Source organism: Alienimonas chondri (assembly GCF_013036045.1).
Lineage (GTDB): Bacteria > Planctomycetota > Planctomycetia > Planctomycetales > Planctomycetaceae > Alienimonas > Alienimonas chondri.
Genome location: NZ_WTPX01000096.1, coordinates 1 through 18,938, shown reverse-complemented (window position 1 = coordinate 18,938; position 18,938 = coordinate 1). Strand labels below are relative to the sequence as shown.

The 18,938-nt window shown below is 69.5% G+C and carries 16 protein-coding genes; 10 read left to right on the top strand and 6 right to left on the bottom strand.

The features are described from left to right. Positions 1–192: 192 nt before the first annotated feature. Genes tilS through hemE form a run of 3 tightly spaced genes read right to left on the bottom strand, consistent with a single transcriptional unit; the run spans position 193 to position 3,718 of the window. Positions 193–1,185 carry a tRNA lysidine(34) synthetase TilS gene (tilS, locus tag LzC2_RS14125; protein ID WP_171188085.1) on the bottom strand — a complete coding sequence of 331 codons (993 nt, stop codon included), beginning with the start codon at positions 1,183–1,185 and terminating at the stop codon, positions 193–195. Then, positions 1,182–2,660, bottom strand: a complete 1,479-nt coding sequence (gene hemG / locus LzC2_RS14120) for a protoporphyrinogen oxidase (protein ID WP_171188083.1) — start codon at positions 2,658–2,660, stop codon at positions 1,182–1,184. The genes tilS and hemG overlap by 4 nt, the downstream gene beginning before the upstream one ends. Continuing rightward, positions 2,657–3,718, bottom strand: coding sequence for a uroporphyrinogen decarboxylase (hemE, locus tag LzC2_RS14115; protein WP_315854672.1), 1,062 nt, complete (start codon positions 3,716–3,718; stop codon positions 2,657–2,659). The genes hemG and hemE overlap by 4 nt, the downstream gene beginning before the upstream one ends. Positions 3,719–3,989: 271 nt before the next feature. On the opposite strand from hemE, the gene LzC2_RS14110 reads away from it, so the two are divergent. Continuing rightward, a complete protein-coding gene (locus LzC2_RS14110; RefSeq protein ID WP_171188081.1) occupies positions 3,990–4,241 on the top strand; it encodes a hypothetical protein in 252 nt (83 codons plus the stop codon). Positions 4,242–4,676: 435 nt separating this feature from the next. Next, positions 4,677–5,558: an MBL fold metallo-hydrolase gene (locus LzC2_RS14105; RefSeq protein ID WP_171188078.1), complete on the top strand. Its 882-nt coding sequence runs from the start codon at positions 4,677–4,679 to the stop codon at positions 5,556–5,558. An 84-nt stretch (positions 5,559–5,642) separates the two neighbouring features. Here the strand turns inward: LzC2_RS14105 and LzC2_RS14100 are convergent, their stop codons facing one another. After that, positions 5,643–7,901 (bottom strand): autotransporter outer membrane beta-barrel domain-containing protein, encoded by a 2,259-nt coding sequence (locus tag LzC2_RS14100; RefSeq protein WP_171188076.1) that lies wholly within the window; start codon positions 7,899–7,901, stop codon positions 5,643–5,645. 211 nt (positions 7,902–8,112) lie between these two features. On the opposite strand from LzC2_RS14100, the gene rpiB reads away from it, so the two are divergent. The 8 genes from rpiB to LzC2_RS14060 all read left to right on the top strand — a co-directional run bounded on the left by rpiB (position 8,113) and on the right by LzC2_RS14060 (position 17,278). Then, positions 8,113–8,553 (top strand): ribose 5-phosphate isomerase B, encoded by a 441-nt coding sequence (gene rpiB / locus LzC2_RS14095; protein ID WP_171188074.1) that lies wholly within the window; start codon positions 8,113–8,115, stop codon positions 8,551–8,553. A gap of 1 nt (position 8,554) precedes the next feature. Next, positions 8,555–9,904 carry an ArnT family glycosyltransferase gene (locus tag LzC2_RS14090; protein WP_171188072.1) on the top strand — a complete coding sequence of 450 codons (1,350 nt, stop codon included), beginning with the start codon at positions 8,555–8,557 and terminating at the stop codon, positions 9,902–9,904. Then, a complete protein-coding gene (locus LzC2_RS14085; protein ID WP_171188065.1) occupies positions 9,883–10,071 on the top strand; it encodes a hypothetical protein in 189 nt (62 codons plus the stop codon). The genes LzC2_RS14090 and LzC2_RS14085 overlap by 22 nt, the downstream gene beginning before the upstream one ends. A 51-nt stretch (positions 10,072–10,122) precedes the next feature. Next, positions 10,123–13,545: an AsmA family protein gene (locus tag LzC2_RS14080; protein WP_171188062.1), complete on the top strand. Its 3,423-nt coding sequence runs from the start codon at positions 10,123–10,125 to the stop codon at positions 13,543–13,545. A 136-nt stretch (positions 13,546–13,681) separates the two neighbouring features. Next, complete coding sequence (locus LzC2_RS14075; protein WP_171188060.1) at positions 13,682–14,650, top strand: YihY/virulence factor BrkB family protein; 969 nt, start codon at positions 13,682–13,684, stop codon at positions 14,648–14,650. Positions 14,651–14,686: 36 nt separating this feature from the next. Further along, positions 14,687–15,025, top strand: coding sequence for a YbeD family protein (locus LzC2_RS14070; protein WP_206678725.1), 339 nt, complete (start codon positions 14,687–14,689; stop codon positions 15,023–15,025). Further along, a complete protein-coding gene (locus LzC2_RS22855; RefSeq protein WP_171188056.1) occupies positions 15,022–15,939 on the top strand; it encodes an isopenicillin N synthase family dioxygenase in 918 nt (305 codons plus the stop codon). Before LzC2_RS14070 ends, LzC2_RS22855 begins: the two co-directional genes overlap by 4 nt. Further along, entirely contained in the window at positions 15,932–17,278 is a 1,347-nt protein-coding gene (locus LzC2_RS14060; RefSeq protein WP_171188054.1) for a glycerate kinase type-2 family protein, read from the top strand. The genes LzC2_RS22855 and LzC2_RS14060 overlap by 8 nt, the downstream gene beginning before the upstream one ends. Here LzC2_RS14060 and LzC2_RS14055 read toward each other — a convergent pair. Then, positions 17,275–18,027 carry a 1-(5-phosphoribosyl)-5-[(5-phosphoribosylamino)methylideneamino]imidazole-4-carboxamide isomerase gene (locus tag LzC2_RS14055; RefSeq protein WP_171188052.1) on the bottom strand — a complete coding sequence of 251 codons (753 nt, stop codon included), beginning with the start codon at positions 18,025–18,027 and terminating at the stop codon, positions 17,275–17,277. The genes LzC2_RS14060 and LzC2_RS14055 overlap by 4 nt on opposite strands. Positions 18,028–18,138: 111 nt before the next feature. After that, entirely contained in the window at positions 18,139–18,774 is a 636-nt protein-coding gene (hisH, locus tag LzC2_RS14050; protein WP_171188050.1) for an imidazole glycerol phosphate synthase subunit HisH, read from the bottom strand. Positions 18,775–18,938 lie beyond the last annotated feature (164 nt).

Here is an 18,938-nt window from a genome sequence, read left to right as displayed (position 1 = left end):
GGGCGGGGCCGTGCGGGCGGGCGGCGGGAGAACGATCCGCGGAATACGGATCGGGTCCGACGAATACGGGACGCTGGACGGTAGCGGTCGGGCCGCCACGCTCACAACGGTGTCGCGGGGTTTCCCCGGTTTGGAGATGCGCCGCGCCCCATGCCGATCCGCCCGACCGTCAGAACCGTTCGGCTCGGGGCGTCAGCGGCGGAAGACCAGCAAACCGGTGGCGTACACCGCCTGCACGTTGTGGGGCAGGAAGAGCCTCGCGTCGCCGGGGGCCAGCGCTGCGAGTCGCTGCCAGTCGGCGCGGCCCATGCGCTGCTCGGGCCAACCGGCCTTTCGCCAGACCCGTCGCAACGCCGCCCGCCGGGCCGGTTCGGGCAGGGCGAGCAGCCGGGCCTCCGAGAGTTCGATCCGTTGCGGACCGGAGAATCCGATCTGTCCTTCCAATGCCGCGTCCGTCAGCGCCGCCAACGCCTCGGCTTCGTCGCGGGCCGCCGATGCGAGCCGCACCATCGCCTCTCGCACCCGCGGGTTCAGCTCTGCCAACAGCGGCAGCACGTCATGACGTAGCCGATTGCGGGTGTAGTCCGGCGTGGCGTTGCTCGGATCGTCTCGCCAGGAGAGGCCGCGCTCCGTGAGGAACGCCCGGGCCTCCGCCCCGGTCGTCGCGAGCATCGGCCGCACCACGCGGAGCGAACCGTCGCTTCCCCGCGAACCGGGAACCGGCCCGATCGCCGGGATGCCCGTGAGTCCGCTGACGCCGGTGCCGCGCACGATGCGCAGTAGCACGGTCTCCGCCTGATCGTCCGCGGTGTGACCGGTCAGCACGAACGTGGCCCCGACTCGCCGGGCCGTCGAGGCGAGCCAGGCGTAGCGAGCCGTCCGCAGCGTCGCTTCGGAAGCGCCGGGAGTCGCCTCAATCGAGCCGAGCGCCACGTCGCAGTCCCACCGTGCGGCGTGCCGGGCGACGAACGCGCCGTCGACGTGCGAGTTCGGCCGTTGCCGATGATCGAAGTGAGCCGCGATCGGGCGGAGATTCACGCCGGTCTCTCGCAGTTCGACGCAGGCGCGCAGCAGGGCGAGGCTGTCCCCCCCGCCGGAGCACGCGACGAACACGGGGCCAGCGACGTTCAATGCCTCCAACTCGGCTCGGACCGCGGCCACGAACGGATGCGGGAGAACCGTCATCGCGGCGGGAGAGCGGTGAAGACGCGCTCGGCGGCGTCCGTTCCGCCTTTGGTCGCCGCGGGCAGCCCGACGCCGTGCAGACTGTTTCCGGCCAACGCCAGCCCCGGAACGTCTGACATGAGGTCGCGGATCGCGGCGACGCGGTCGAGGTGCCCGAGGTTGTATTGCGGCATCGCACGATCCCACCGGGTAATGCGGGCCGAATCGGCGGTCTCGTCCGACCAGCTCACGCCCAGCAGCCGCGTGAGTTCCTCCCGCGTCGCGGCCAGCACATCCTTCCGGTCGGCGGTGACGCAGCCGGAGCGATTCACTCCGCCCAGAAACGTCCGCAGTTGCACCCACCCCGCCGGCGCTCGGCCGGGGAACTTGCGACTCGCGAAAGAGACCGCGAATGCGGACAGCCCGGCGCCGCCCAGTCGCCCGTGATCGGGGCGGAGCCGTTCCGGAATGACGAGGCCGAAGGCGTCCAGAGGGTGTCGCACGTCGGCTTCGCGGTGCAGCGTGTTGACGATCAGGCTGGAGGAGTACTCGATCTCCTCGAGGACGCTCGACAGGCGGGAGAACTCGCCGCGAAGGAGTTCCGCCGCCACCCGGGCCGGCGCCGCGACGACGACGGCGTCGAACTGTTCGTCGCTCTTCGCGGAGACCTGCCAGCCAGGCTGTAGCTGGCGCACGGAGGCCACGGATTCGCGTCGCAGGTCCACGCCCGCGGCGCTGAGCGCCGTCGTCGCCGCGGATGCGATGGAACCGACGCCACTTCGCGGCGTGACGAACAGCGAATAACGGGCGCCTCCATCCGCCTTTGCGCCTCCGCCCGGCTTCTTCCCCGTGATGCGGCCGCGGGTTCGTTCATCCGCGGCGAACTGCGGCAGACAGGCGGCGAGGCTGAGCTTCTCCGCGTCCCCCGCATAAATGCCCGCCGCGAGCGGTTGGGCGAGCCGTTCCAGCACGCCTTGCCCCAGCCGGCGCCGGACGAACGCGGCGATGCTCTCGTCTTCCTCCGAGCCGGACGGGCCGCGCGATCGCCACGGCTCCGTCAACAGACGCAGCTTGTGCCTGGCCGTGAGGGTGGGCGATCGGAGCGTCGGACCCCAGCGGGAGGGGGCGAGCAACGTGAACCCCTCCGGCACCCGTTCGGTGCGGTCGCCCGTCCAGACGAGGGCACCGCGGGGGGACGGGTTCGTGCCGATCAGGTCGTCCGTGAGGCCGATTCTCTCGCAGAATCGCGTGAGGTGCGGGGGGCGGGAGAGGAACGAGTCCGGCCCCATCTCCCGCACGATGGATTCGCCCGCGTGCTCCTCGATCAACGTTCGGCAGGCGCCGCCGGGCGGTTGCGGGTCGAAGAGCGTGATCGCGACCGGGCGTTGCCACTCTTTTCCGAGGTCCACCAGCCGCATCGCGGCCGCCAGCCCGCTCACGCCGGCGCCCACCACCGCGACGCGGAGCGGGACCGTCTCGGCTGACGCTCCGATCACCGTGCCGAGAGGTCCGCGACCAGCTTCACCAGCCCCTTCACGGCCTCCGCGTCGTGCGTCGGCAGCAGGCCGTGGCCGAGGTTGAAGATGTGCCCCGGTCGGCCGGCGGCGCCCTCCAGCACGGCGGCCGTCTGTCGCTTCAATTCCGGAAGCGGGGCGTACAAAGCGGTCGGGTCGAGGTTCCCCTGGATCGCGACGTCATGTCCGACCGTCGCCCAGCCGTCGGCCAGATCGACGCGCCAATCCAGCCCCACGCAGTCCGCCCCGCACTCCGCCAGCGCCGGCAGCAACGCGGGATTGCCGGTGAGGAAGTTGATGACCGGCCCGTGCGGCCGGACCGCTTCGACCAGCGCCTTCGTGTGCGGGAGGACGAACCGGCGATAGTCCCCCGGCGAGAGCGCCCCGGCCCAGCTGTCGAAGATCTGCACCGCCTGACAGCCCTCCGCCAACTGACGCCGAAGATGGACCGCGACCGCCCGCCCGATCTTGCCGAGGAAGGCGTGCCAGCGATCCGGGTCGCCGTACATCAGGCGTTTGGTGTGTTCGTAGTGCCGGCTCGAGCCGCCCTCGATCGCGTAACTGGCGAGCGTGAACGGACAGCCGCCGAAGCCCAGCAGCGGGATGTCGGCCGGAAGCTGTTTCCGAACCGCCCGCACTGTATCGTAGACGAACCCGAGCGCGGAGGTGTCCTCCACCTCCTTCACCGCATCGACGTCCGCCGCCGATCGGGCCGGATTGCCGATCACCGGGCCGGGATCGTAGGTCAGGGTGAACCCCAGCGGCTCCAGGATCGTGGGCAGGTCGGCAAAGAGGATCGCGGCGTCCACGCCGAGGATGGCCTGCGCCTCCAGCGTGACCTGTGCCGAGAGGTCCGGTCGTTTGCAGAAGTCTTCGAAGGCATGCCCCCGGCGGACCGCGGCGTATTCGGGCAGATAGCGACCGGCTTGCCGCATCAGCCAGACGGGCGTTCGCTCCGTCGGCTCCCTGCGGAGCGTCCGCATCAGCAAGCTATCGCGGAGCGCGGCGTCGGGCGCGGAGGAGGAATCGGAGGCGGTCACGGCGGCATGGTAACGGTTCCCCCTTCGCGAACACCCGTCGCGGCGGGGCGGGCCTGAGCGGCCGCTGGCGAACGACAAACCGGATCAACCCGATCCGCGATTCCGTCCACCCATCAAATCCCGCTGGTGCAGCGTAGGACCGGGTTGACGCTCACCCCGCAATGAGACATACGCTCCACAGACGCCCGAAAATCCCGTTTCGACGCGCTTCCGCTGCGGCGGCAGGCTCCGTGGAACCGACACTTCACCCGTTGCTCAGAACGGGAATCCGATGACTCCGACCTTCGATGAATCCGCCGGACTGCTTCGATTGCAGTCGTACACCGACGCCTGGCGACTCGGCACCGGCCTGCCCTCTTCACTGCCTCCCGGCGAGTACGCCGTGACCGGTCGCCGGCTGACGCCGTACGGCCTGATCGTGGAGGTCGTGGGCAGCTACCGCGTCCGTCTTCCGCTGCCGATGCGCAAACCGATCGACGACTCGCCGACGAGTTTCGCCTCCGCTGCCCACGCGATGGCGTAAGGGATGTCGATCTTCGACGATACGCGGCGAACGTCTTCCGATCAGCGGGCGGCTCGAAAGGGCTGATTACCAATCGGCCCGGGAACGAACCGGACGGGTGGGCGCTCGCCCGGAGCCGCCCCACGAAGGACGACCCGGCCACCCGTCCGGCTGCTCCCGAACTGATCGGCGTGCTGACGTTCAGCACTGGATGAGACAGTAGGAAACGCTGTGCCGAACTAGGCGGCATCGCCGCTTGAGGTGCCGCAAGTCGTTGGGGAGGAGGGGGATAAAAGTTTTATCGGTCGCTCTGGCGTTCTCGGCACCGTGGAGGCGGCGACGCGCAGCGCCGTTGGAACGGGCAGAGACGCGTTCGATCGGGGCAGGGCTCGCGGAGCGACCGGCGATCGTGATGCGGTCGCCTTGTCGTGCCCCGCCGATGCCCATAATGCGGACATGACAGACGCCTCTCGCCTTGCCGCTGCGTTCCCGGAGGGCGCTGGTTCCATCGAGGATCCCTTCGGAAAGGCAGGCTTTCCCTCGCTCGCTCGCGAGGACGGTCGGCGGGAGCTGATTCTGCTGGGGACGGGAGGAAGCGTCGGGGTGCCCACGATCGGCTGCGATACGCCCGCCTGCCGATCCAAGGATCCCCGGGACGCTCGCACGCGGTGCGGCGTGTTGGTGCCGGCCCCTCAAGGCAATCTGGTCATCGACACGCCCCCGGAACTGCGGCTGCAGCTCGTCCGCGAACGGGTGCCGATGGTGCACGCCGGTCTGTTCACGCACGGGCACGCGGACCACGTCGTCGGCTTGGACGATCTGCGCATCTGTTCCTTTCGGCTGGACGAACCACTGCCCCTGTACTGCGAGCCGCCGGTGGGCGAGCAACTGCAAATGATGTTCGGCTACGCCTTCCGCGATCCGGCCGCGGCCGCTCACAAGTTCGCGGTGCCTCGGTTTGCACTGCAGACGTTAGAGCCCGGGCGGTCCGTCAACGTGCTGGGTTTGGAGGTGCTGCCCGTCCGGCTGAATCACGGGCGGCTGCCGATCCTCGGGTTCCGCTTCGGCTCGTTCGCCTATTGCACGGACGTCAGCGAGATCCCCGAGGAATCGTTTCGTCAGCTGGCGGGCGTCGAAACGCTGGTGATCGACGCTCTCCGCGAGAAGCCGCACGCGACGCATTTCAGCGTGGATGAAGCCATGGCCGCCGCCGCCCGTATCGGCGCCAAGCGGACGTGGTTCACGCATATCTCCTGCGACCTCCTCCACGCGGAGGCGGAACAGCGTCTGCCCCCCGATGTGCGAATCGCCTATGACGGCTTGCGGCTGCCGTTCTAAACGCGATCGTTCCCACGGAAAAAGCGCCGCCGGCAGAGCCGACGGCGCTTGAACGCAGCCTGTGGGAACGGGGCGGGGACGGGTTCAGTCGGTCGCCGCCTGGGTTTCCCGTTTTGAGAGGCGGAGATCCATCCGCTCGCCGTTGCGAATGATGTTCACCGTCAAGGTCTGGCCGTCGTAGTTCGCCAGAGCCCGGTTCAGTTCGCTGCGGTTATCGATCGGGCGATTGTTTATGCCGATGATCCGGTCGTAGGGGAACAGACGGTCGGGAACCTCCCCGCGGCCCATGCGTTCCTTCATATCCGCGGGCGACAGGCCTTCGGGATACCGACCCGGGTAGGCGTCTTCGGCGTCCACGCCCAATGCCTCATTCACCGCAGCTTCTCTCGCGGCGGCGATCTGCAACGGGGTCAGCCGATTCCTCGTGTTGAGATCGTACCCGCTCACCACGGGGTTGCCGTAAACGGCCGCGTAGCCACCGACTGCGGTCAGGCCTGCAGACGGATTGCCGACGAGCCCGCCGCCCGTCAATCCGGCTCCCGATCCGCCAGTCATCCCGGCACCTGTACGGCCAGTCATCCCGGCACCTGTACGGCCAGTCATCCCGGCACCTGTTCCGCCGGCCACGCCAGCACCCGTGCCTCCGGCGGCAATGCTGCCTGTACCGGCTCCCCCGCCTGTCGCGCCGGGCGTAACACTGCCGCCCGCTCCGAAGCCGCTACCGGCGGGAGTGACGCTTCCGCCCGCGCCGAAGCCGCTGCTGGCCGGAGTGACGCCACCAGCGCCCGCTCCGGTCGCACCAAGGGCGCCGCTCCCGGCTCCAACCGCCGTGCCGGTTCCGGTCGTGGCACCGGTTCCGGTCGCCGTACCGGCCCCCGTGGCCGTGCCAGCGCCGGTCGCCGTGCCAGCGCCGGTCGCCGTGCCGGTTCCATTGACAGCGTTACCGTTCACCGCAGCACCCGTGTTGGCCCCGCCGGACCCCCCGGCTCCCGCTTGGCTGCCGGCCGGGGTGACGCTGCCGTCGGCTCCCAAACTACCAGCGGGGGTGACGCTCCCGCTCCCGGAAGCGTTTCCGGTCGCGGTCCCGTTGTTATTAGGCATTTCAGCCCTGCCCGAGGCGCTGCCGTCAGCACTGGGGCCCGTGTCGGCTCCGTTGGTCGTACTGTTGGTCGTACTGTCTCCCGCGTTGCTGCCGGAAGGGGTGACGTTGCCGTCGGCTCCGAGGCTGCCGGCCGGGGTCACGCTGCCGTCCGCTCCGAGGCTTCCAGCAGGCGTGACGCTGCCGTCGGCTCCGAGGCTCCCGGCCGGGGTCACGCTGTCGCCGCGGTTATTGGCGCCGGCGGCACTGCCGTCGCCGTTAATCGCATCGGCGCCGTTGGACATATTGGCGTCTGAATCCGTCCCGCCGTTAGCGCCGTCCGTGCCGTTGAAGGTGGGCACACCGGTTCGAGGGACTCCGCCGGGGGCGACCAATCCGCCCGGAGCGACGCCGCCCGGAGCGACGCCGCCACCACGGGCGTACGGGACGCCGCTGATCACTTCGACGCCGGTCTCATCGCTGTCCCGCATTTCGGCGCCAAGGAACGGGTTCACCCACACGCCGTCCGGACCGACAGGGCTGGGTTCTCCGGTGGGGCTGATCGCACCCACTTTCACGCCGCGGTTCGGGTTCTCCAGGTTCTCCTTGGTCTTACCCTGCGGCTCGACCCGCGGAGCATCCTGGAACCCGCCGCCGGGGGACGTAATGCCGGATTCGCCGGCACGGGCGATCTCGGGAGACGGGGCGTCGTTGGGATCACTCGGCGTGGCCGCGGGGTCGTCAGCGCCCACGGAGTTGGTCTCAGTATTCGGTACGGCGTCATCTAGTCGCAGAGCGACGATGCGTTCGATGCTCTTCCCGTCCCGTTTGCTGGTCCGAACGCGGATCCGATCGCCCTCGCGGAGATCCGTGATTTTCGCCAGGCGACCGTTCAGATAGATCGTCGTGTCGTCGTTGACGTCGACCCGGGTCGGCTTCGCACGCCGAGGGGGGGCATCCGCGGACTCGTCGTCGGCCGCATCGTCACGATCTTCCGCGAATCTTCCGACTTCGGTATCGACGTCGATCCAAGGCGAAAGCTTGTCGTTTGAGACGCTCAGCAGTTCACCGTTCAACTCGGTTGCCTGCTCCGGGGCCGCTCCGTCGTACCCGCCCGGATCCCGGAAGATGCCGAAACGCGGTTCAGGAGCGTCCGGCCCGTCGGACGCGGTGACGCCGGACTGGGCCGGCGCCGCGGCTGTAGAAAGCAACGTCAAACCGGCGACTGAGGTGGCAGTTAAGAATCGAATCGGGAGGCGAGACATGGGATGGTCGAGTGCGAGAAATTGTGGTTCGATGAATCTTTGTGGAGCAATTTGAGCGCCAACCGGCGTTTTAGGGCTCAAACCGCTGTGAGGTCGCGGTCTGGTGGTCGGGCGCCGTACAAGGTGAGGCCTCTGCGGTCACCCGTTCGTCGCCCCCCGCGACGCCCGCCGCTTGCCTCGATCGTCAATCCCCCACCGCGTTTACGGCCCTGTGAAAATCGCCCTCGGCACCGACCACGCCGGCTTTGCTTTGAAGGAAGCCGTCAAGGCTCTGCTGATCGCCGCCGGCCACGAGGTCGACGATTGCGGCACGGACTCCACGGAGTCCGTCGACTACCCCGACTTCATCGTCCCCGCCGCCCGCAAGGTGCAGAGCGGTGCGTGCGATCGGGCCGTGGTCTTCGGCGGCAGCGGGAACGGCGAAGCGATGGCGGCGAATCGCCTCCGCGGCGTCCGCTGCGCACTGTGCTGGAACATTGAGACGGCGGCGCTCGCTCGTCGCCACAACGACGCGAACTGCCTGAGCCTCGGCGCCCGGCAGGTGTCAGAGGAGGAGGGATTGAAGATCGTCGCCGTCTGGCTGACCGAGGACTTCGAAGGCGGACGGCACGAACGCCGCATCGAGAAGCTGGACACGATCGACCCCGGCTGACATGCACGGCCGCTTCGCCCGTCTGTTCGCCTCCCGCCGGGCGCTGTGGCCCGTGCTGGCCGCATTGGTCCTGCGTTTGGCGGCGGCGTGGGCGGTCGAGGAACGGCTGGAAGAACAGGGCGCCGACGTGTTGGTCGCCGGGGACGCTGGCGGTTACCTCGACCTCGCCGCAGACATCGCCGAGCGCCGCGAGTACGCCGTCGACAGCGGCGTGTTTCCGCGGAAGGCGATGCGAACGCCGTTGTTCCCCCTCGTGCTGGCCGGGCCGCTCTGGCTGAATCTGCATGCCGAGTGGCTCCCGTCGCGGGATGCGGTTTGGCTCTGCCGACTGGCCGTCGTGTTCTGCGGCGTGGCGGCGGTCTGGGCGACGGGCCGACTCGGCGATGCAATCGGCGGGCCGCGGGTGGGGGAACTGGCCGCGTGGCTGGCGGCGTTAAACCCGTTGGCGATCGCGTTCAGCACGATGCTGCTGAGCGAAAGCCTGTTCGCCGCCCTGCTGACGCTCTCGGTAGCGGGCGTCGCGGAGTGCGTCCGTCGCGACCCGCTGACCGGGGACGAACCGCGTTCGCTCCGCTGGGGCCCGGCGATCTGGGCCGGACTGGCGGCGGCGGGCGCCTGCCTCACCCGGCCCGTCTGGCTGCCGTTCGTCCCCTGCGTTGTGACGCTGGGTTGCCTGCTGGCGTGGCGGTCCGGCGACCTGCGGCGGGCGGGGTGGACGACGGCGTTTGCGATCGCGTTCTTGATCGGATTCGCCCCCTGGCCGCTGCGCAATCAGCGGGTGTTGGGGGAACCGGTGATGACGACGACGTGGGGCGGCCCGACGCTCTACGACTCCCTCGGCCCGCAGGCGACCGGGGCGAGCGACATGCGGTTCCGTGATCGGTGGGCTGCGGCCGGCGGTACGCTTAGGCCGGAACTCGACACGCTTCCGCCGGAACAAGACTTCGATCTACCCTCCGTTATCGTTCAGCGGTTTCGGAGCGATCAGACGGAGGTCAAAGCATGGGCCGGCAAGTCGATTCAGTCGCTGAAACCGGAGCCGGATGCCGCACGGGGTGAAATTTTCAAAGCCGCGATCAAGGGTGACGAGGTCGCCTCCGACCGTCTTTACAAGGCGGCCGCATGGAACGCCGCGGGCGACGATCCGCTCCGCGTCGCCCGCCTCGCGGTCGTCAAACAGGGCCGGTATTGGCGGCCGTGGCCGGTCGGGGGGATGCCGGGCGGGGTGTCCGGGCTCGTGCTGAAGGCGGGGTTCGCCGCGTTCTTTCTGCCGCTGGTCGGGCTGGCGGCTTGGGGGGCGTGCGACTGTGGCGAGGGGGGGAAGGCGAGGTGGATCGCCTGTGGGCGCTGACGCTCACTTGGGGGCCGATCCTCGGGTTGGCGGCAGTCTGTCTGGTGTTCGTCGGCAGCGTTCGCTATCGACTCCCCGGGGAGTTCCCCCTGTGCGTCGCGGCCGCGGTCGGAATGCTCGACCTGTGCCGCCGACGCGGGGATCGAACCGCCGGTGCAGGGGGCTGACGCTCCGGCAAACCTTCGACACGTCATCGCCTTCGGCAGGACGCCGCCTTGATGATTCGCCGCACCGTCGGATGGCTGGGGGCGCTCTGCGCCGTGTTGGCCGTCGGCGGCGGCGCGGCGGCCTGGCACTATTTCGAGCGCGCGGACGCGATGACCCGCGACGCGGCGCTCGCGGCGTTCGCGGAACTCGCCCCGAACGCGGTCGTCACGATCGACGGCGCCTCGTTCGATTGGGAAGAGACCGTCACCGTCACCGGGATGACGCTCCGGCCCGCCGGCGACACGGTCGGCGGGACGGGGGCGCCGATCGTCGTGCCCGAGATGCGGATCACGCTCGACCGAGAACGGTTCCGCGAAGCCGAGCGGATCGAAGTGCGGGCGTTGACGCTCGTGCGACCGACGCTGACCCTGGTCCGACACGCGGACGGCCGTTGGAATCTGTCCGACCTGCTGCCGATCGTCACCCCGGACCCGGCGCCCGCCTGTCCGGCGTGGGAGATCCGCGACGCGACCGTGCGGCTGGTGTTCGAGTCGGGCGGGGACGCCGCGTCCGACAGCGCCGCATCCGACAGTCCCGCCGGGCACGGCCCGCTCGCGGCGACGCTGCACGGGCTGAATATCTCCCTGCTGCCGGACTCGAAACGAAGCTATCGCATCCGCGGGACCGGCGGGGTCGCTGGAACGAGCGACGCCACGCTGACGGAGGTCGGCGGGGGCGTGGACTTTGACGGCGCGATTGATCTGGATCGCGGTCGCTGGCGCCTTGCGGGGAAGGTGCGGGGCTTGGAACTGGGCGGCGGGCTGCTGGCCGACGCGGCGCTCGGTTCGCCGGAGTTTCAGGCGGGATTGCTCGCCGCTCACGACAAATTCACCGCCGCGGAGCGCAAGCTCGCCGGGGAATCAAACGCATTCCCGGTCGGCTCGAATCGCGGTCCCATCCGGGTCGTCTCCGCAGATCCTTCCCTCGCCGTGCGTTCGGCGGCTCCGCCGACGCCGCGGGGACCGGTGCGGCTGACCGACTTCGGCCTGGACGGCGATCTGGCCGCACAGTTCAGCTTCTCCGCAGACAGCCTGACGGAAACGCCGGAGTACGACGTGACGGTCGTTTGCCGGTCCGGGACGCTGGTCAACCGATTCTTGCCGTTCCCGCTGTCCAACGTGCGGGGCGCCGCGCGAATCGCCGACGGCGAAGTGCGATTGCTGGAAGCGACCGGCCGTCACGGGGAGACCGTCGCCCGCGCGGAGGGCGTGTTTCGTCCCTCGCCGATCGGGATGGCCGGCCGCGTGACGTTCTCGGCGGAGCGGGTGCCCGTCACCCGGGCGGACGGGGCGCGGTTGCCGGATGTACTCCGCAAGCTGCACGAGATCCTGACGCCGACCGGCAAACTGGATATCGCCGTCGCCACGCTCGAAGCGGCCCCCTCCGCCCTCGACGGGGAGCTGCGGAACCGCTGGACGCTCAAGGAGCTGGACCTGACGGTCGCGGACGGGACCGTTCGTCCGTCGAAGTTCCCCTATCCCGTGGAGAACGTCCGCGGGACGGCGAAGACGGACGCGGACGGCGTATTGCAGCTGGACTTTCGCGGGACGGCGTCCGGTCGACCGGGCATGTTCCGCGGCTGGGTGCGGAACCCGGGACGCGAATTCGAGTTCAGCGGAGAAGCCCGGGTGGTCGGCGTGCCGTTGGATCGCACCTTCCGCGACGCCTGCCCCGCGCCGGTCCGTGAGTCCGTGGAGCACATGGCTCTGACGGGAACCGCCGGCGCCGAGCTGACGCTGCATCGTCCGCCGGGGCTGTTCCAACCGGTTCACTGGACGATCAACGCCGCGGTCGCGGACGGCTCGATCCGACCGATGTCGTTCCCCTATCAGATCGACGGGCTCTCCGGCGGCGTGCGATTCGACTCGCGGGAGAACGTGTGGCGATTTGAGACGCTCCGCGGAGCCCACGGCCCCGCGGAACTGACCGGCACGGCGACGTTCGACCTCGCCCGTCGGCCGGGGCGGCTGGCGTTGGACCTGAGCGCCGTGGGCACGCGGTTGGACCGCGCCCTTCACGATGCGCTGCCGGAAGCTCCGCGGGAGGTTTGGGACGCGCTGGGACTGTCGCACGGTTACGCCGATGCGAAGGTCGCTGTCCGCTGGCTCCCCGGCGGTCCCGTGCGGGTCGACCTGCCGGTGCTGCGAGTCGCCGACGCCTCGCTCACGCCGAACTGCTTCCCGTTGCCGCTTCGAGGGGTGAATGCGACCGGCTCGTATCTGACGACCCGCTCGTCGCGCGGGTCCGGCGGGACGGTCGCGGTGGATCAATTCTCCTACGCCCACGCCGATCGCGCGGCGGACGGCCCGATTCTTCTCCGCACCACGGGCCGACTGGAAGCCACGCACGATGCCGCGGGGGATTGGACGTTGTCGCTGGACGACCTCGTCTGCGACGGCTTCGTCACCGGGCCGGCGTTCCGGGCCGCGTTGACCGACGCAGTCCGGGCGGCCGTCGATTCCCTCAATCTGACCGGCCCGATCGACCTGCGGATCCCCTCGCTGCAAATGCGGGGCGTCGCCGACGGCTCCGCGGAACCGACCGCGGCCTGGCGGGCGATCGCGGCGCTCGACGGGAACACCGCAGACCTCGGGCCGACGGTGCGGCTCGGCCGGGGAACCGTGACCTGTGAGGGCAAGTACGACGGCGAACTAACGACGCTCGCCGGGGAACTGAGAACCGCGACCGCGGAATTGTACGAGCACACGCTCACGGACGTCACCGTCCCCTACCGCATGCGGGGCGACGCCCTGCTGGTCGGCAGCCCGGATGATCCCAACGGCGAGCACATCTCCGCGATGGCCTACGGCGGCGTCCTGCGGGCGGACGTCTCCGCAAACCTCGCCCGGGGACCGGCGTATCGTCTGTCGGCGGAGTTGAACGGCGCCAAACTGGGGGAGTACGCCCTGCAGAAAATGGGCGGGGCCCGCAATCTCCAAGGCAATCTTCGCGGCAGCGTCACCGTCGCCGGACATGGTTCGGACGCCCGCTCCGTGACCGGTTCGGGGAACGTCGAGATCAAACCGGCGGCCCTCGGTGAGCTGAACGTCGTGCTCCGCCTGTTCAAAGCGGTAAACATGAACGATCCGACGATGTTCCACTCCGCCGCGGCGAAGTTCGATCTCGCGGGGGAGACGGTGTCGTTCCAACGCATCGATCTACTGGGGGAGGCGATCAGCTTCGTCGGACGCGGGCGGGTCGGCTGGAACGGCGGTCTCGACCTGCAGTTCTACTCCAAGGCGCCGTCCTCCTGGATGCCGTTGGTCCGCGTGCTGTCGACCGGCTGGGTCGGCGTGAACGTGGCCGGAACCGTGCGGCAACCGGTCGTGGACACGTTTAGCCCCGCGGTGGAAGGCTCGTTGCAGGCGTTCCTCACGCCGCTCTCGCCATTGTTGAGCAAGCCGAACCCCCCGCGTACCGCCGTGGCCCGCTGAGCTTTGGCCCGCCGTCAACCGGTCCGCCGTCACGTGGCCTGCCGTCGCGCGACCCACAAAAACGGGGGACACACCGACGCGGCTATGGGAGCCGCCCGTGGTGACGGGCGAGAAACGACGCCGGTAGACTGCCGGCATGTCCGATCCCAAAGCAGACGCACCCGCAGATTCATCGCTGTTCGCCATCGCGAAGGCGGCGGTCACGGACTTCCTCGATGACAACTGCATGCGGCTCGCCGCGGCGATGTCGTACTACACGGTCTTCGCCCTGCCCGCCTTGCTGGTGCTGTTGGTGACGGTCATCAGTTGGTTCAGCACCGCCACGGGACAGGGCGGAGTCAGCGAGACCTCGGAGGCGTTCAAGGAACAGGTCGGCCAGGTGACCGGTCTCGATCAGCCCGAGGAGCAGGAGCAGATCGACGCGATGCTGCACAGCGCTCAGATGGGCAACGCCAGCCCGTGGAAATGGATTCTGACCTTCGGCGGCATCCTCTTCGGCGCGACCGGCGTGGTGGTCGCTCTGCAGGATGCGTTGAACACCGCGTGGGAGGTGATGCCCGATCCGAAGAAGGGCGGCATCTGGAACTTCGTCACGAAACGGTTGCTGTCGCTGGCCATGATCCTGGGCGTCGGGTTCCTGCTGGTCGTCTCCCTGACGCTCACCGCGGCGGTGCAGGGCATGACCGAGAAAATCGCGGAGGCCACCGGCATGCCCGGCAGCGGCCTGCTGCTCACGATCCTGAACGAAGTCGTCACCGTGCTGGTCGTGGGCGTGCTGTTCGGGGCGATGTTCAAATTTCTCCCGGACGCGCAAATCGCCTGGAAGGACGTCGTGTTCGGCGGCCTGGTCACCGCAGCTTTGTTCTGGCTCGGTAAGTTCGGATTGGGCATCTATCTCGGCCGGGCGAACTTCGCGGATAGCTTCGGATCGGGCGCCGCGTCGCTGGCGCTGGTCTTCGTGTGGGTTTACTACACGAGCGTGATCTTCCTGTTCGGAGCGGAACTCACCCAGCAATGGGCCGATCGGCGGGGTTCCGGCATCGTCCCGGAGGAGGGCGCCGTTCGGGTTCGCCGGCAGATCGAGCAGGAGCCGGTCGCCGCGTGAACGGCCGCGTTCTCGCCGCGTGAACGGCCGCATACGATGTCCCCACCGTCCACGCCGCTCGATTTCATGACCGACCCCGCCCCCCTCGATCCCGCTCGACTGCCCAGCCTGGATCTGCTGAACGACACCCATTCGTTCCCCGGCCCATACCTGTTCAAGGTGATCGGCGCCGACGACCGCAGCTTCGCGGCCCGCGTCGTCTCGCTGGTCTGCGAGGAACTGGAGCTGGAGGAAGATCCGGAATTCACGATCCGCCGCACCGCCAGCGGCCGGCACCTTTCGGTCACGCTCGAACCGACGGTGCCCTCGGCGCAATCGGTGGTCGACCTGTACCAACTGCTCTACCGCCTCGACGGCTTGGTGATGGTTCTGTGAGCGAGCCCGTCGCTGAGGAACACGTGTCGACGGTGCGGCTTCGCGGAGCGGACGCTCCCGCGGCGATCGGCGCTGCGCTGCGGGACGCCGGGTTCTTCAATCTGGTCGAACACGGCGTGTCGGACGATCTGATCCGTGACGCCTACGCCGCGGCGGAATCGTTCTTCGCTCAGCCGGAGGAGGAGAAGCGCCGCTTCGTGGCGCCCGGCGCCTTGGGCCAACGCGGCTACACCGCGACCGGCGGGGAGCGAGCCGCGGGAGCCGCCGCCGCGGATCTCAAAGAGTTCTTCCAAGTCGGCCCGCTGGAGGACGACAGCCCCGGCGGCCCCAACATCTGGCCCAAAGACTCCTTTCGCGACGCGATCGAACCGCTGTATGCCGCCCTCCGGGATGCGGCATCGAAGGTGGCGTCGGCGGTGTCGGTGCATCTCGGCCTCGATCCGCAGTTCCTGCCGGATCGAATCGTCGGCGGCGAGAGCATCCTGCGATTGATCCACTATCCCCCCGTCCCGGACGACGCCCCGCCCGCGGCGACGCGGGCCGCGGCTCATGCGGATATTAATTTCCTCACACTGCTCGTGGGAGCGACCGCGGCGGGTCTGGAGATTCGCTCCCGCGACGACTCCCGCTGGCTACCCGTCGTCGCGCAACCGGGGCAGATCGTCGCCGACAGCGGCGATATGCTGCAGAACCTGACCGGCGGCGTGATCCGCAGCACCGTTCACCGCGTCGTCAATCCGCCCGGTGAGGGGGCGCGGCAGGCCCGGCTCAGCATGCCGTTTTTCTGCCATCCCCGGCCGGACGTGGACCTCACCCCGCTCGATCTGTCGGGGGCGAGGCCGGACAAATATCGCTCGCTCACCGCCGGCGAGTTTCTGCACGAACGACTGACGGCGATTCGCCCGGATGACTGACAGCACGCCCACTCGCGAGCAGGCCATTCAGATCTGGCAGGCCGGCGTGGACGCCGTCGCCTCGGATCGCCTGGTTCGAAATGCAGTGCGGGTCGAAGGACAGACGCTGCGAGTGCTTGACGAGCGCTTCGAACCGGGGGATTGGGACCGGCTGGTCGTCGTCGGCGCCGGCAAGGCTGGCGCGGGGATGGCGTCCGGCGTCGCGGAGGCCGTCGCCGACAGCGATTGGGCAAAGAAGCTGACCGGCTGGGTGAACGTTCCGGCCGACTGCGTGCGGCCCGTGCCCGGCTTCACGCTGCACGCCGGACGCCCCGCCGGCGTCAACGAACCGCGGCCGGAGGGCGTGGAGGGCACCCGCCGCATCCTCGAACTCGTCCGCGGCTGCGGCCCGCGCGACCTGTGTCTCGTGCTGCTGTCCGGCGGCGGCAGCGCCTTGCTGGTCGCTCCGACGGGGGGCGTGACGCTCGCGGACAAGCTGGCCGTCACCAAACTGTTGGCGAGCCGCGGGGCGGACATCACGGAACTCAATACCGTTCGGAAACGCCTGTCCGCGGTGAAGGGCGGCGGCCTGGCCCGCACCAGCGGAGCCCGGCGAACGATTTGTCTGGCGATCAGCGACGTGATCGGCGACCCCCTCGACGTGATCGCCAGCGGCCCGACGGTCGCGGACGAATCCGAGGGGCCGGCGGCGCTGAACGTTCTGCAGAACTACTGTTCGAATCGGACGGAGCTTCCCCCGGCGGTCTGGGCGGCGGTCGAACGCGGATCGCACACCGGCGGCGTGCCGGACTCCGTGCGGACCGAGGTCATCGGCTCCAACGCGGTGGCAGGCGCCGCCGCCCTCGCGATGGCGGCGAAGCTGGGGTTCGTGCAGATGTCGGACGGCTCCGCCGTGGCGGGCGTCGCGCGGGAGGAGGGCGCCCGGCTCATCGAGTTGGCCCGGGCGAACGCGGACACCGTCGTCGACCTGCCGCTCTGCATCGCCTCCGGCGGGGAACCGACCGTCGCCCTGAGCGACGCTCCGGGGAAGGGCGGTCGCAATCAGGAGTTGGCGCTGGCGGCTCTCGACGCCGTGTGGGACGCCCCCGACGGGCTGAACGGCGCCGTCATTCTCTCCGGCGGCACCGACGGCGAGGACGGCCCGACCGATGCCGCCGGCGCCGTGGCGGACGACGCCGTCATCGCCCGGGGCAAGGCCCTCGGCCTGCACCCGCGGCCGTACCTCGATCGCAACGACGCCTACCCGTTCTTCGAGGCGACGGGCGGCCTGCTGAAGACCGGCCCGACGCACACGAACGTGATGGACCTGCGCATCGTGCTCGTCCCGGCGGGCGGTTAGCTGGTCGCCGCGATCGCGTCCTCGACGGTCAACGCGCCCTCGTAGATCGCCCGACCGACGATGGCGCCGACGACGTTCGGATGTTCTTTCCGCAACGCGGCGACCTTGCGGACCTCGTCGGCGGAACTCACCCCGCCGCTGGCGATGACCGGCAGGCCGAGATCCGCGAACGCGGCGAGCGACGCCAAAGCCGTGTCGGAGATCCCCGCCATCATGCCGTCGTCGGCGATGTCGGTGCAGACCGCGGCGCCCAGCGGCAGGCCGGCGAAGCGTTTGGCCAGCTCGACCGCGGGCAGGCCGCTGCTTTCGGTCCAGCCGTCGGTCGCCACCTCGCCGCCGCGATAGTCCAATCCCAGCACCAGCTTGCCGGGGCGGGCCTCCACGGCGGCGGCGAACCAATCCGGGTTCTTCACCGCGGCGCTGCCGACCACGGTGCGATCGACGCCCAGTTCGTTCAACGCGAAATCGATCGCGGCGTCGTCACGCACCCCGCCGCCAAGTTGCACCGGCACGCTTCCGGCCGCGGCGACGATCGCACGGATCTGATCGCCGTTCGTCCGGCTGCCGGACTTCGCCGCGTCTAGATCGACGACGTGAATCCGCGTCGCCCCCGCCTTCACAAAGCCCGCCGCGACCGCGGCCGGATCGTCGCCGAAGACCGTTTCCTGAGCGTAGTCGCCCTGCCGCAGCCGTACGCATTGGCCGCCGCGCAGGTCGATGGCGGGGAGGATTTCGAGGGGAGTCGTCATCGCTCGATACTAACCCGAAGCGTCAGCGAGGGACGAACGGCGCCGCTTGGAAACACGCGTTCCGATCTGCTCACCGCCAGCAAGGCTCGACGCCCTCGCTGACGCGTCGGGTTACTGTTCTGCGAAGTTGCGGAGAATCTGCAGCCCGACCGCTTGGCTCTTCTCCGGATGAAACTGGGTGGCGGTCAGGGCGCCGCGATGCACCGCGGCGACGAATCGGCCGCCGTGCTCCGCCTCCGCGGCGATGACGTCCGGGTCGGCGCCGGCGGCGTGATAACTGTGCACGAAGTAGACGTGCGGGTTCGGGCCAAGTCCCCGCAGCGCCGGCGTGTCGTCCAGCGACTTGCCCTCCGGCGCGAGCAGCGGGCACCAGCCCATCAGGGGGATCTTCTCGCGGTCCGGTCCCTCAAACGTCGGCCCCTCGAACCGCACCACCTCGCCCCGCAGCACGCCCAGGCCGGGGTGGTCGCCGTCCTCGCGGCCCCAATCGAACAGCAGTTGCAAACCCACGCAGACCCCGAGCAACGGCCGGTCCGCGGCGATGTGCTCCAACACCACCTCCCGCAAGCCGCTTGCGGCCAGACCGCGGGCGCAGTCGCCGAAGGCCCCCTGACCGGGGAGAATCAGCCGATCCTCCGGCGAGAACTCCTCGGGGCGGTTCGAGATCGCGGCGTCTACGCCCAGCGACTGCACCGCCTTCTGAACGCTCCGCAGGTTGCCGGAGCCGTAGTCGACGATGCGGATCAACGGCGGAGGTTCGGTCGGAATTGAGTCGAGGAAGGGGGACCGCCGTGCCGCCAGCGATCGGCGTGGAGGCGGCCGCGGCCGGCGGAGGAGCCGGGCCAAGGGCGGCCGGGGCGATTCGCGGCGCCGGCGGGGCGGTCGAGGTCGCCGCTCTCCGAGGCGAGATA